15 protein-coding genes, 1 tRNA gene and 1 pseudogene are annotated in these 13,938 nt (G+C 38.0%); 5 read left to right on the plus strand and 12 right to left on the minus strand.

What is annotated here, in order from left to right; genetic code table 11:
• Window positions 1–86: 86 nt before the first annotated feature.
• The 10 genes from FS458_RS10835 to FS458_RS10880 all read right to left on the minus strand — a co-directional run bounded on the left by FS458_RS10835 (window position 87) and on the right by FS458_RS10880 (window position 5,770).
• Window positions 87–659 (minus strand): DUF502 domain-containing protein, encoded by a 573-nt coding sequence (locus FS458_RS10835; RefSeq protein ID WP_144700466.1) that lies wholly within the window; start codon window positions 657–659, stop codon window positions 87–89.
• Between the two features lie 20 nt (window positions 660–679).
• On the minus strand, window positions 680–1,546 hold the full coding sequence (gene dat / locus FS458_RS10840) for a D-amino-acid transaminase (protein ID WP_144700468.1): 867 nt from the start codon (window positions 1,544–1,546) through the stop codon (window positions 680–682).
• A 214-nt stretch (window positions 1,547–1,760) separates the two neighbouring features.
• The gene (locus FS458_RS10845; protein ID WP_137789510.1) at window positions 1,761–2,012 is read right to left on the minus strand and encodes a hypothetical protein; all 252 of its coding nucleotides are present in this window, start codon (window positions 2,010–2,012) and stop codon (window positions 1,761–1,763) included.
• Window positions 2,013–2,102: 90 nt separating this feature from the next.
• Window positions 2,103–2,924, minus strand: coding sequence for an ammonia-dependent NAD(+) synthetase (gene nadE / locus FS458_RS10850; protein ID WP_144700470.1), 822 nt, complete (start codon window positions 2,922–2,924; stop codon window positions 2,103–2,105).
• A 51-nt stretch (window positions 2,925–2,975) separates the two neighbouring features.
• Complete coding sequence (locus tag FS458_RS10855) at window positions 2,976–3,350, minus strand: kinase-associated lipoprotein B (protein ID WP_144700472.1); 375 nt, start codon at window positions 3,348–3,350, stop codon at window positions 2,976–2,978.
• Window positions 3,347–3,664, minus strand: coding sequence for a hypothetical protein (locus tag FS458_RS10860; protein WP_144700474.1), 318 nt, complete (start codon window positions 3,662–3,664; stop codon window positions 3,347–3,349). The genes FS458_RS10855 and FS458_RS10860 overlap by 4 nt, the downstream gene beginning before the upstream one ends.
• Before the next feature lie 147 nt (window positions 3,665–3,811).
• Window positions 3,812–4,720: a rhodanese-related sulfurtransferase gene (locus tag FS458_RS10865; RefSeq protein WP_144703503.1), complete on the minus strand. Its 909-nt coding sequence runs from the start codon at window positions 4,718–4,720 to the stop codon at window positions 3,812–3,814.
• A 136-nt stretch (window positions 4,721–4,856) separates the two neighbouring features.
• A tRNA-Arg gene (locus FS458_RS10870) sits at window positions 4,857–4,931 on the minus strand.
• 79 nt (window positions 4,932–5,010) lie between these two features.
• On the minus strand, window positions 5,011–5,385 hold the full coding sequence (locus FS458_RS10875) for a DUF2203 domain-containing protein (protein WP_186320521.1): 375 nt from the start codon (window positions 5,383–5,385) through the stop codon (window positions 5,011–5,013).
• A 100-nt stretch (window positions 5,386–5,485) separates the two neighbouring features.
• Entirely contained in the window at window positions 5,486–5,770 is a 285-nt protein-coding gene (locus FS458_RS10880; protein ID WP_144700478.1) for a hypothetical protein, read from the minus strand.
• Window positions 5,771–5,958: 188 nt separating this feature from the next.
• Here FS458_RS10880 and FS458_RS10885 point away from each other — a divergent pair, with 188 nt between their 5' ends.
• Together FS458_RS10885 and FS458_RS10890 are read left to right on the plus strand one after the other, a co-directional pair.
• A complete protein-coding gene (locus FS458_RS10885; protein WP_144700479.1) occupies window positions 5,959–6,699 on the plus strand; it encodes a DUF6081 family protein in 741 nt (246 codons plus the stop codon).
• Between the two features lie 139 nt (window positions 6,700–6,838).
• Window positions 6,839–8,293 (plus strand): amidase family protein, encoded by a 1,455-nt coding sequence (locus FS458_RS10890; protein ID WP_144700481.1) that lies wholly within the window; start codon window positions 6,839–6,841, stop codon window positions 8,291–8,293.
• Window positions 8,294–8,567: 274 nt separating this feature from the next.
• On the opposite strand, the gene ltaE is transcribed toward FS458_RS10890, so the two are convergent.
• Together ltaE and FS458_RS10900 are read right to left on the minus strand one after the other, a co-directional pair.
• Window positions 8,568–9,590: a low-specificity L-threonine aldolase gene (ltaE, locus tag FS458_RS10895; RefSeq protein ID WP_144700483.1), complete on the minus strand. Its 1,023-nt coding sequence runs from the start codon at window positions 9,588–9,590 to the stop codon at window positions 8,568–8,570.
• Window positions 9,591–9,626: 36 nt separating this feature from the next.
• Entirely contained in the window at window positions 9,627–10,397 is a 771-nt protein-coding gene (locus tag FS458_RS10900) for a class I SAM-dependent methyltransferase (protein ID WP_144700485.1), read from the minus strand.
• Between the two features lie 145 nt (window positions 10,398–10,542).
• Here FS458_RS10900 and FS458_RS10905 point away from each other — a divergent pair, with 145 nt between their 5' ends.
• The 3 genes and pseudogenes from FS458_RS10905 to FS458_RS10915 all read left to right on the plus strand — a co-directional run.
• Entirely contained in the window at window positions 10,543–12,729 is a 2,187-nt protein-coding gene (locus FS458_RS10905; RefSeq protein ID WP_144700487.1) for an MMPL family transporter, read from the plus strand.
• A 90-nt stretch (window positions 12,730–12,819) separates the two neighbouring features.
• Window positions 12,820–13,407 carry a glycerol-3-phosphate 1-O-acyltransferase PlsY gene (gene plsY, locus FS458_RS10910; RefSeq protein WP_144700489.1) on the plus strand — a complete coding sequence of 196 codons (588 nt, stop codon included), beginning with the start codon at window positions 12,820–12,822 and terminating at the stop codon, window positions 13,405–13,407.
• A 317-nt stretch (window positions 13,408–13,724) separates the two neighbouring features.
• Window positions 13,725–13,838 (plus strand): annotated as a pseudogene (locus FS458_RS10915) (YjcZ family sporulation protein); the annotation flags it as partial.
• Between the last annotated feature and the right edge of the window lie 100 nt (window positions 13,839–13,938).

A 13,938-nucleotide genomic window follows, 5' to 3' on the forward strand; every position in this document is an offset into this window, starting at 1 on the left:
AACACCCTCCTTTTCTTTAAATGTATGAGAAAAGGAAAGCGAAAAACACCCTTTCCATTGTAAAGGGTGTTTGTTCATTGACTATATTATTTAGTTGCGACGCCACCCGATAATAAAAACTTCATGGCATCTTCAGGTTTCACATCGAGAACCTTGACCTTGTCTTTTGGTACTAAAAAAGTAAAGCCTGCAATCTGAAACGTTTGAGGGATATATACAGCAACGTGATCTCTTAACTCGTCACTTAAGCTACTTACATCTTCAGTCGTAACAAAACCAACACTTTTTAAATCCAGTTCAGGATATTCGATCAGGACAACCTTCGAGAAAGATCTTTTCTCTCCAAACAGAGAGTGGATCGTATCTTTAATTACAGAATAAATCGTCTTAACAAATGGTGTTTTCTCTAGCACCCGATCGATGAGACTAAATATTTTTCCTGATACATATTGAGTAGACATCCAGCCTAAGACCGTGATGAGAACGAGCGTTGTGATGAGTCCGATGCCGGGTATATAATCTTCTTTTAGAACATCTTTTAGTAAGTTACCAAGGATGCTGTCTAAGAATCCAAAAATCTTATAAATAATATAAACAGCTAACACGATCGGAAGGATGGTCAAGAGTCCATTTATAAAGTACTTGAGTATTTTTTTCATGTTTTCCCCTACATTTAAGACTAGTTAACGACTGAAGTATTCTTTATAATCTGTTTCTTAAAGTCATCTTGCAGTTGTAGAGTTACAGGACCAATGCCGTATGATTGACTCTCTGAGCCTACAAGTTTTGTAACTGGTGTAACTTCCATCGTTGTACTTGTAATGAAAACTTCGTCTGCGTTTAAAAGCTCATCTACCGAAAACGCTTCTTCTAAAACTGATATCCCGTTTTGTTGTGCTAATTTAATCACGATTTGTCTAGTGATACCATTTAAAATTAGGTTCGTACTTGGATGTGTTTTCAATGTTCCTTCTTTTACGATAAATACGTTGGATGAAGATCCTTCTGTTACTGTTCCATCTCTGTGCTGAATCGCTTCTTGACAGTCAAAATCTGCAGCTTTCCGTTTTGCCATTACATTCCCAAGAAGATTTAAGCTCTTAATATCACATCGTAGCCAGCGGATATCTTCTGTTAGATACGTGCTGATTCCGTTTGCTTGAGATTCGGCTATGCTTTCAAGTGAAACAGATTTTGCAAAACCTGTTACAACACTTTGCATATTTCTTTCATAAAGATGATTTCTGGGTGCTACTCCACGCGTCATCTGAACATAAACCATTCCATTTTCAATGTTGTTCTTACTGATCAGTTCATCTGTAAGGTTTTTAAACGTAGAAACATCATAGGGCATTGCCAGTTCTAGTTTCTTAGCACTTTGTTCAAACCTTGTGAAATGCTCTTTAAACGCAAAAGGTTTTTTGTCATAAACAAAGACCACTTCATAGATTCCATCTCCAAAAAGGTAGCCTCTGTCTTGTGGATCAACTGGTATCGATCCGTCTTTAATAATTTGATCATGATACAAAACGTATGAATTATCCATGATTTTACCACCCCATCAATATAATATGTATACAGTTGAGCTTTCATCTACTTTAAATGAAAAAGTGAATGCCTTCAAGAGTCACTTTGTATGTAATCACAGTTGTTTATATATATAGTTGTTTTCATTACAGGTTGCTCGATTTTTCGCGGTAAAACAACACATAACAACAAATCAAACAAAAAACCGCTCTTGATAAGCGGCTTCTTTCTTATTATTGCTTTACAGTTTTTACGACTTTATGATCTTCTACTGTCACGATATATAGTTCCTTGTCCATTTCGATCAGAAAGTCATTATCATATTGTTCTTTTAACTCTTCTTCAATTTTAAAAGGTTTCTTAAAATGCTCGTCGATAACATTTAATCGATCTTTTCTTTCGTTCTCGCGATTAATGGTATCATAAACAAAATATGCTAAAAATACGATACCTAATGAGATGATGATCTTCGCCGTTTTACTCAAAGTTATGTATCCCCTTCCCCTTTATTCCAAGAACAAGTATAACCTAAAAGCGGCAAAACAAAAACACCTGGTTTCCCAGGTGCTCTTTACTTACTTCCACCATGTATCGTGAATGGAAGCAGGATGATTTCTTTTGTGCATGGTTTGGATGTATCTTTTTTCAATTTTTTCTTTAGATTCCAAAGTCACTTCTTTGCCCTCAAGATAATCATCAATTTCTTCATAAGTAACGCCGAGTGCTGTTTCATCAGGAATCAAAGGCTTGTCATCTTCAAGGTCAGCTGTAGGAACTTTTAGATATAGACGTTCTTCTGCGCCAAGTTCTTTTAACAGCTCTCTTCCTTGTCTCTTATTTAAGCCATACAACGGAATGATATCACATGCGCCATCACCATGTTTTGTAAAGAAGCCTGTTATCGCCTCTGCTGCATGATCTGTACCGATGACCAGACACTGATAGGCACCAGCAATGTCATATTGAACTTTCATTCTTTCGCGAGCTTTCGTGTTTCCCTTAAGAAAGTGAGAGAGTTCTTTTTCAGTCGCCTTCATAAACGCACCTACAGAGGCGTCAACTGCTGGTTTGATATCTACTGTTAAGGATACATCTGGCTCAATAAATTTCAATGCACGCTGAGCATCTTCTTCATCTTTTTGAACACCATATGGAAGTCTAACCGCTACAAACGTATACTTTACCCCTGTTTCTTCACTCAGCTCGTTCATGGCGATCTGGGCTAACTTTCCGGCAAGACTCGAGTCCTGTCCACCACTGATGCCGAGAACATACCCTTTTGCACCCGATTTTTTTACATAGTCCTTTAAAAATTGAATTCTCTTTGTAACCTCTTTTTTCGCATCAATCTTTGGTTCTACTTTCAACTCTGAAATAATCTGTTTTTGAAGTTCCAATTCTATCGCCACCTTTATCTCTATAGTATCTCATTCCACTGTCTATCCAATTTAAACAAGTTTATAGTCTTTTTCTAATGAAAATAAACATTCCAACGAACGTTTTGCCCATGGGCTATCGTCCTCTTCTAGCTTCTTTATGTATTGAACTAAGGCTTGTTTTAGAGATTCCTTGTAAGGGGGAAGTTCCCCGTCATAGTTCTTTACTGTATGCACGGGCACCCATGTTTTCTCTCCATAACTCAATGCTCTTCTTTCCTGGAAAAAAGGGACATCTGCTTGTTTGGGATTATGAAGATCACCTTGCCAAGGGTGTGTTTTTACTGCAAGCACTTCAAACAAAACCATCTGGTTTCGTTCTTCTCCTGCCTTTCCAATATACTGCCCTGTTTTATAGCTCGCGATAACAAGATTCTTGGCGCTCATCCTTTTTTCGTCTCCTTCATCGCTTGAATTTCATTGGACACTACAAAGGCAAGGTCATCGTTACCAAACATCGATAAAACCTGAAGCACAGTATCATGAGGAATGTGTTCTGCTTCGTCGATTGAAACAGTTTGCTCTAGCATATGCATCACATACTCATTCTTACTTTGGTCTGGATAAGCTTTAAGATAGACGGCTTTAGGATCGAGCTCATTATTTACACACCATTGACTATAGATGATGATCATCATACCTTCATCTTTTTGATAATTACTTATCACTTGTTCAGAAATATCGTTAACTTTATTATTCAACTCAATCACCTCTTTAATCACTCTTTTGTATCTAGGTTTTGTATCCGTTTTGTTTTCCATATTTAATGTTAAAAGTTTCTACTATATACCGTTTACTTTAAAACAGGAAAATAAAAAAAGCCAGTATAAACACTGGCTTTTTAAAGCTTAAACCGTCTGTTGTTCTTTTTGTTCCGTCTCATAACGGTTACGTGGATGATCTAAACATTCTTTCGAACAAGAACGCTTATGTTTCACTTCACACTCCGGACAGCAAACATGTTGTTTGTTACATTCTGGGTTTGCGCAGTTCACATATCGATCTTCTGTTTTTCCGCAATAATAACATGTAGCAATCACTACATCTTCCTCTGTACGGTTAACGGGAACTGAGATACGTTCATCAAACACATAAAGTTTACCATCCCACAGCTTTCCTTGGACTTCATCGTCTTTACCGTACGTTACGATTCCACCCTCAAGCTGTGATACATCTTGAAACCCTTCTTGAAGAAGAAAGCCTGAGAACTTTTCACAGCGGATACCGCCTGTACAGTACGTTAAAACTTTTTTATCTTTAAACTGGCTGATATTTTCGCGTACCCATTTCGGAAAGTCTCTAGATGCTTTTACATCTGGACGGATAGCACCGCGAAAATGGCCGATCTCATATTCATAGTCGTTACGTCCATCAATTACGATTACATCTTCATCTTGTAACGCTTCGTAAAATTCTTTTGGAGATAAACGTTTACCTGACAATTGGTTCGGATCAACATCATCTTCAAAACGCCAAGTTACGAGCTCTTTTTTATGACGAACAAACATCTTTTTAAACGCATGTTCTTCAACCTCATCTATTTTAAAAACAATATCTTCAAATCGCGGATCTGCTTTTAAATGATCCATGTAGATTTGAGTCTGTTCATACGTTCCTGACACAGTTCCATTGATTCCTTCAGGAGCAACGATTATCCTGCCTAGAAGACCTAAATCTTTACAAAACTTTAGATGCTCGTCTTTGTAGCTCTCTGGATCATCGATCGGAACATACTTGTAATACAAGAGTACTCTCATTTTTTCTGACACAATTAATCACCAACCTGCAACGTTAGTTTATTTTTGTGACGCCAAATAAAAAACCACCGGTCCCAATAGCCTTCCCCGTGGTGAGTACCGGTCTAACCGATATTCTTAGATATTCAATTGGAAGTGGCGCGCCCACCAGGATTCGAACCCAGAATACGAGAGCCGAAATCTCGTGTGATATCCATTTCACTATAGGCGCTAATTACGTCACGATTAATATCATAAGCTTTTTTAGAGAATAATACAAGTGTTATTTACATGAATTCCACAAGCAACCCTTAATTTACCAAATGAAGTGAATCCAGCTTTTCTTCAACACTCTCATAGATCGTGATGACTGGTTCCTCTGGATGCCATTTGAATACACCTTTTTCTCCATTTAATATAGCTGGAAAATGGAGTGTCGATGAGAAGGCATCCTCAAACCATACACCATGAGACAAGATATTTGAAATAAACATTTCAGCTTCAAGTTCCATAAATTGAATTCTTTTTTCCCAGGCAGCTTTTTCTTCAGCATTCAACTGAGGCTCGACCTGCTGAAAAGATTCATACCATAAATCAAACTCTCTTTGCAGATTATGTAAAGAATCAAATTCTTTTGAGAGGACCGGAAGCAATTGGTTGGCTTCTTCTAATGTATAGCGTTTCATTACATCGTTCTCCTTCATCTTCTTGTACGTATTATATCAAATGAAAAATACTTTGCACACAAAAATGACAAGAAGAAAACCTTTTGGGTTTCCCAAAAGGTTAAACGGTAAGACATATTTCTTTCTTTGGATTCTTTAAGTCTAAATAAAAATCTCGAACTGTTTCATCTTCAAGAAGTTCTGGAAAATCCCTTCTATATTCCGAACTGATTAAGATTTGCTCCACTAGATCAACTGATCCTCTTCTTAATAAAAGTCTTAACGTCAACCATTTATCACGTTTAGGTTTCAGATGAAACTTCGTAATAAACAACATGATTCTATCATCACTTGAGAACGTTTTTTCCTTTTCTTTTCGTAAATTAATTTGAGATACCGTTTTCATAGAGAACACCCTCCCTTTAATTTGCGAGCTCTTAATACCATTATTATTCAGTTTTTTCTGAAATATACTTGTCCATCCTAGAAATCTAGTTTTTTGTGGACGGGTATTAATAGAAAAGCCAGCATTTGCCTCATCAATCTTAATTTGATTAAATATGTTTATAAGCAATTAACTAGGAGCTGTGTTTAATGAAAAAACATCAAAATGAAATCGTACTCGGCAATTTCCATTCTATACTGACTGAATCTGAAACGTGGAGGATCGGAGGTTTCCCTCTTCCAGATGGATCCTTCCATGAGTTTAGAGAGCCTGAAGCAGTTGTTATCGTTCGTAATGACGAGCTGTATGTTAGAGTTAACCCTTTCACTAAATCCCACCCTTCTGTTCAGTTCTTAGATAATGCAAAACACATGTATTATTCAAATGAACCGATCAAAGTGCCACAAGACGGAACAGTTTCTTTTCAATGGAGAATGCGTTCACGTCCGATCGGAACGAATGCGAATGATCTGTATGATGGATTTGTTTCTGTAAACTTATTAGACTTCACTACAGGAGCAGCACTTGATTTCTTTGCAGGTAACGATAAGTATGCAAGTGTCTATGCGGTACTCCCATTTCCAGGTGTCTCAGTTCCTGAAACAGATAAAACAAGATATTTTTGTATCTTTAAAGAAGAGCAAGAGTTCAATCAAAGAGATTGGAACGAATTCGAGATCACCTATAACAGATCAGCTGATGAAGTGACTTTTTCAGTGAACGGAAATATCGTTCGAACAGAAAAAGATGTGCCGATCAAGTTTAATGAGTTTACAGTAGCGTTAGGACTTATGACAGAGAAAGACTTATCACCTGAAGGAAGCACCTCGCTTCATGGTCAAGGTATAATCGGTGAATGGTCTCCAATGAAAGTATCTTTCAGTGAATAGTACAGGAATCGGCTTAAAACCTTAAAGGTCTGCATGATGCGGGCCTATTTTTAATTATTCTATGAATACTTCGAAAATTCCTTTTTTTGTGACAGTTTTATATAATAAGTATTGAGTAATTAAGAGAGGAAGCGGCAAAATGTCACAAAATATTGTGTTGGATTTAAACGAGCTCACATTAGAAAAGATACAGCATCATTTTGAGAACGGTGATCTGACTTCACTAGAACTCGTAATGTATTATCTAGATCGGATCTCCAGATATGATAAGCAAGGACCTTTGATCAACTCTGTTTTAGAAATCAACCCCCATGCCTTATTCATTGCAAGAAACATGGATGTTGAAAGACAGAACGGAAAAGTTCGGGGACCCTTACACGGTGTTCCTGTCATCATTAAAGATAATATCGACACTGCCGATCAGATGCACACGAGTGCTGGATCTTTGGCTTTAGAAAACCATTATGCCAAAAGTGATGCTTTTCTCGTTAAGAAGTTGAGAGATGCAGGTGCAATCATCATCGGAAAAGCAAATATGACGGAATGGGCAAACTTCATGGCATATGAAATGCCAAACGGTTTTAGTTCTAGAGGAGGTCAAGTGTTGAATCCATACGGACCTGGAGCATTAGATGTGAGTGGATCTAGTTCAGGTTCTGCCGCAGCTGTAGCAAGTAATTTTGCTGCTCTTAGTATAGGAACTGAGACTTCAGGCTCTATTCTTTGTCCCGCTGGAAACAATAATATCGTCGGAATCAAACCTACTGTTGGTTTAGTCTCTCGATCCGGTATCATTCCCATTTCAGTTAGTCAAGACACCGCAGGTCCTATGGCTCGAAACGTCAAAGATGCTGCGATCCTCCTTGAAGCTATAGAGGGAAATGATCCGCTAGATCCTGCAACATTATCTATTCCAAAACATTCAAGCTATATAGAAGGTTTAGAACAAGCCACACTAAAGGGAAAGCGATTTGGTGTAGCGTATGAATTTTGCATAAAGCACTTAAATCCAACGCAGAGATCCGTTTTCGATGAAGCTTTAAAACTCATAGAGGATGAAGGTGGAGAGATGATCTATTTAGAACAGATCTCACCTTTTGAGAAGATTGAATCCGACTATAACGTCCTCTTACACGAATTCAAATCTGGTCTCAATCATTATTTAAGTACTGTTTCATCAAAGACAAAGATCTCCTCATTACAGGATGTTATCGATTTTAATGAACAGAATAAAGAAAGGTGTTTGAAGCACAACCAAGATCTGTTGCTAGAAAGTGATAAGACTGACGGGAATTTAACGAGTCCAGAATATCTAAAGGCGAGATTGAACGATCTTGAGATGACACAGAGAAAAGGAATAGATCTTGCTATTGAAAAACATAACTTGACTGCTCTAATCAGTCCAAACGATGTCTGGTACAGTATTCCTGCAAAAGCAGGATATCCTTCCATTTCAGTTCCTTCTGGGTTTGATGATGACGGGATGCCACTAAGTGTTATTTTTACTGGGGAAGCATACTCCGAGAAAAAATTGATTCATATAGCTTATGTCTTTGAACAGATTTCTAACAAGAGAGTTCCTGTAGTATTTTAATAGACACTAATGATTCAATATTTCTAGTAAATCTTTTGTATTTACTTCTTTGATAGTTGATTTTAATGTAAGATGCGAGACTCTCGGTGATGCTTAAAAGTGAAACGTACAAATGTGGCTCACCGTCTGCACCGCAAAAGCAAGCATCTGAAATGGAATTCGACTGTCTCCAAAAAAGTCTACACAAGACCGCCTAAAAAATACAAAGGATGGGCCTTCATTTAGAGGCTCATCCTTCTATTTACAGTTCCCTGTTTATCAGTAATATATTATGCTATCCTACTACTCGTCTTAAGGCGGAGATTGCATGTTCGATATCTTCTTCACTAACATCATAATGCGTTGTTAACCGGATCTGACCTTCACCGAACGATACGGCAAGAACTCCCTCTTGCTTTAATCTTTCTAAAAACTCTTCATTCTTCTGTTTTGTGTTTTCAATATTCATGATTACAATATTTGTATCGGGTCTATTGACTACTTCCAATTTCTTCATATCTTCGATGGCATCTGCTAACCTTCGTGCTTTATGATGATCTTCAGCTAATCGGTCGACCATCTTTGTTAATGAGATGATACCACTAGCTGCTAAGAATCCTGCTTGTCTCATTCCTCCACCCAGGCGTTTTCTCCACTTACGAGCTTTTTGGATAAATTTCCGGTCTCCTGCAAGAATAGAACCCACAGGTGAGCCTAATCCTTTTGATAAACAGATTTGTACCGAATCACAATATTGGGTAAAGTCCTTCACATTCATGTTCGTCGCTACAGCTGCATTAAAAAGCCTCGCACCATCGATATGTACAGGGATTCCTGCCTCTTTTGCCACTTCATATATCTTTTTCATGTTGTCTAATGAAACGACTGATCCTCCTGAACGGTTATGTGTATTCTCAAGACAAATTAACGTCGTATCTGGAAAATGAATATCTTCAGTACGAATCGCTTGTTTGACTAAAAGAGGATCCATCTCTCCTCGTACGCCTTCAATGACTCTTGGCTGAACACCCGCTAATGCAGAGATAGCAGCTCCTTCATAAAAGAAGATATGAGACTCTGATTCAACGATGATCTCATCCCCAGGTGAACATTTAGCCAGCACCGCCAACTGATTTCCTTGTGTTCCACTCGTAACAAACAGAGCTGCCTCTTTTCCTGTTATCTCAGCAGCTAACTTTTCGAGCTTGTTTATTGATGGATCTTCTCCATATACATCATCACCAACAGTTGCTGTGTAGATAGCGTCTCTCATTTCTTTTGTAGGTTGTGTTAAAGTATCACTTCTAAGATCGATCATGTTCCACCTCATCCGATTTTTTTCTGTCTTAACTTTCTAGTTACCTTCAATAACACCATATAAAAAACTGGCGTTTCGTTTTATGACTGAGAATCCTAAATCATAAAACTTCGTACTCGTTTTATTGTCTTTCATTACAACTCGTTTTGAAGCTACTCTTTTTGCTTCATGAATGGTCGCTTCTGTTAGGATACTATAATCAGCACTGCTCTTTAATCCTTGAATGCCAGGTGATGAGATCGTTGATTCGAACATCGGATCAAAATAGACCACATCAAAACTATTATCGTGCTGTTTTTTTAGAAAGTTATAATGATTTTCATGAACCACTTCAATTCTTCTCATCGCTTCATTCATCTCTTCAGAATTAGATTCCCACACTTGAAGACCGCTCTTCACAACAAATGAAATCGCTCTGCTGCTCTCTACTCCGACTACAGCTCCTGATCTTCCTGCTACTAAACTCGCAACGATCGCATCAGAGGCAAGGCCAAGCGTACAGTCTAGGATCTTCATTCCCGCTTTAAGCTGAGTCACTTCTATAAAAGCATCTTTTTCCTCTCGAAGGATCTGTTTTACACGAAACATAGAAGAATTGGGATGAAAAAAGAACGGTGTGCTCTCGTCTTTAGGATGATACGAGATTTTGTCCACTCCGATCATAAGAACATGGTCATTATATGTACTAATCATAGAAGAAATGGAATGACTCTCTCTATCCACAAAAGTACCATCAATCGAGACGGCTACTTCTTTTGCTTTGTTTCTTAATCGTGTTGCATTCTTTCCAGCTGTCGTAATGATCATTGTTTTCACCTATCTGTTTTATTATGAACAATTCCTTATTGTAATCGGCCTCTTATAAACCTGCTGCTAGGATTACGTATCATTTGCATATCTCATTGAACAAACCTAAAATATGGGAAGATAGAAGTATGAGGAGGCTCCAATAATGAAAAAGGGTTTATCGTTTCAAGCCTTAGGAAAATTTACATACCGTTTCCGTAAGCTCATTATAACATTTTGGGTTCTAACTACCATTCTCTTAGGCTTTTTTGCTGTTAAACTCCCTTCGATTTTAAGCGGCAGCGGGTTTGAAATGGATGGATCTTTCGCAAAAGTAGAAAACATTCTTCAAGATAAGTTTGATCAGCCGAAATCCTCTGTGATGCTCGTCTTTGATTCTAAAGAGTACTCTCCACAAGATGCTGAGTATAAGTCATTCGTTATAGACACGATTAAAAAGATGGACGGAGTCGACGATGTAGTTGACATCCAAAGTCCTTATGACGTTCCTGAAAAGACTATAAAAGAGAACGTTTCTTTTGCATCTGTTCAGTTCGATAAAAGCTTTGGAGACCTGAAAAAGTCTATTGATCAAATAAGAGATCGTATGCCAGAAGACAATGAAATTTCTGTTTCATTAACAGGTGGACCCGTGATTGCTGAAGATATGAACACTGCTAGTCAACACGATCTAGCTAGAGCAGAGGCGATCGGGATACCTGCTGCATTAATCATTCTTCTGCTCGCGTTCGGCGGTTTGATCGCAGCAGGCTTACCGATCATTGTCGGTTTAATCTCAGTCGCAAGTTCGCTTGGGCTTCTCTATTTTTACGGACAAACAACGAATGTAAGTATCTTCTTACTCAATGTTGTTCCTATGATTGGACTTGCATTAGGAATAGATTTTGCTCTTCTTCTCGTCAACCGCTTTCGTGAAGAGCTTCATCGCGGTGTTGAAAAAGCTACGATCATTTCTGTACAAACAGCTGGTCGTTCGATCGCCTTCTCAGGTTTATGTGTCTTCTTAGGACTGTCTGGAATGCTGTTGATCGATATTGATATTTTTAAGACTGTTGCCATCGGAGGCATGGTCGTTGTAGTCCTCTCGGTTCTGAATGCGATAACGTTCTTACCAGCCCTGTTAGCTGTTCTTGGCCAGAGAGTGAACGCTTTGAAATTGTTAAAAACAAAAGAGAACACAAAATCATTTTGGCATAGTTTTGCAGCTTTCGTTATGAAAAGACCTATTATCATGGCTGTGATCGCAGCTTTGGTTTTAGGATTATCTGTTACACCTGTGAAAGATATGAAGCTATCCATACCAGAGGCAGATGCACTTCCACCGGATTATGAATCAAGGTTAGCCTTTGAAAAATTTGAAAAAACGTTCGGTGAAGATGAGTTGTATCCTGTAACGATAGTTGCCGAATCTAAAAATTCTTTTCTAAAAGATGAAGAATCACTATTAGCACTTGAAAAACTTACTAATGAACTTCAAAGTCAAAAAGAAGTAAATAAAACAGAATCTATTTTCACGTACACGAATCAATTAAACGGTTCAGAACTCTTTCAAGCTCTGCAGACCGATCAAGGTAAACAGCAGTTCTCTCCTGTTCTAAAACCGTTTATCAATGACGATACTGCTGTAATTAAAGCATATTTATCAGTAGATGTGACAGGTGATAAAGCGAAACAGTTCGTCAAAAAATGGGAAAAAGAACATGAAGGATTGTCCATCACGATCGGAGGAGTTACGAAGTTTAATCAAGAGATTTTTGATGAGATCATCGAAAAGGCTCCTTATGGGTTAGCTATCGTCCTGATAACAACACTCTTCATTCTCATGATCGCATTCCGTTCTGTATTTATTCCGGTAAAAGCGATTTTTATGAACATGCTGAGCTTGTCCGCTACTTTTGGAATACTAGTTTGGATTTTCCAAAGCGGTGTCATCATGGAACCTGTTGATATTGGATTGATGATTCCCGTCTTTACTTTTGGAATCGTTTTTGGACTGAGTATGGATTATGAAGTATTTTTGATTTCTAGGATTCAAGAGATATACGAAGAGACTGGTGATAATGATCGTGCTACCTTACTTGGATTAACTTCCACATCTAAGATCATTACATCAGCTGCAGCGATCATGATTGTAATCACAGGCTCGTTTGCTTTTACAAACGTCATGCCTGTCAAACAGATCGGAATCGCTATTGCTCTTGCCATATTTATAGATGCAACGATCGTTAGGATGATATTCGTCCCGTCTCTGATGAAACTTCTTGGAGACTGGAACTGGTGGATGCCATTCATAAAGAGAAAAGAGAAAAAGCAAAGCGGCACCCTTTCTTAAAGGGATGCCGTTTTTTAAAGTAATTGTGGGAAAACGAAACATAATATCCTATAATAAAAATAGCTAGTCTCATATTTAAGGGGTGTTCATATGTTTGAAATTATCATTATTCTTTTACTTTCTTATTTACTTGGCTCGATCCCCTTTGCACTCTTAGTTGGAAAAATAGGATATGGTATTGATATCAGAGAACATGGAAGCGGTAACTTAGGCGGTACGAACACATTCAGGACTCTTGGTAAAAAAGCCGGTTTTATTGTATCAGCAGCAGATGTGTTAAAAGGAACACTAGCTGCAAGCTTACCTATAATACTCGATGTTGATATTCATCCTCTCATTGCAGGGGTTCCTGCTGTAATCGGGCATTGTTATCCGGTGTTCGCAAAATTTAAAGGCGGTAAAGCTGTTGCTACTTCTGGCGGCGTTCTACTATTCGCGCAACCATTGTTGTTTGTACTCGTCTTGTTCACTTTCTTTCTGACATTATACATAAGTAAATACGTGTCTCTGTCATCCATCATGGCTGGGGTAGGCTCGGTCGTACTAAGCTTTTTCATTGCAGGTGATTGGCTGACAACGTATATTCTGATCGGCTTTACATTGTTCTTAATCTATAGACATAGACAGAATATTGTAAGAATTGCTAAGAAAACAGAGCCTAAAGTGAAATGGATCTAAGAATCGTTCTTTTTAAGAGCGGTTCTTTTTTTTATGCCTAAACTTCGAACTTTCATTTCTTGAAGACAAGATTAACTTCCTGCCCGTTTATCAAGACTTTTTGATAAAAGTCGAAAAATAGGCTCTTCTCCTAAAAAAGTACAGGCGTTTTCACTAAAAACTCCGCATTTGTCCGTGTCCGTTTAGGTGTTTCGGTCATATGGTGTAATGTGACGTTGACCTAGACTTAAATATTTGGAGGGACTGAAATGGAAAATAAAAAAATGAATATGCCTTATGGTGACAATATGAACATTAACATGAAGCCGGTAGCGAACATGCCGATTCATCATGGTGATTATCATGGTGGAGGTTATGGCGGCTATGGACACGGATGCGGCTTTTTAATCATTGTTGTTCTATTCATCCTGTTGATCATTATCGGTGCTACTGCGTTTCATTGTAAAGAAGAAGAACATGACTGTGACGAATCATCTTCATCTTCGTCTTCATCCTCATCTCATTAAGTCATCATATTCTAAAAAAGAAAGA

It is taken from the genome of Fictibacillus phosphorivorans, assembly GCF_007673525.1.
Taxonomy (GTDB): Bacteria; Bacillota; Bacilli; order Bacillales; family Fictibacillaceae; genus Fictibacillus; species Fictibacillus phosphorivorans_C.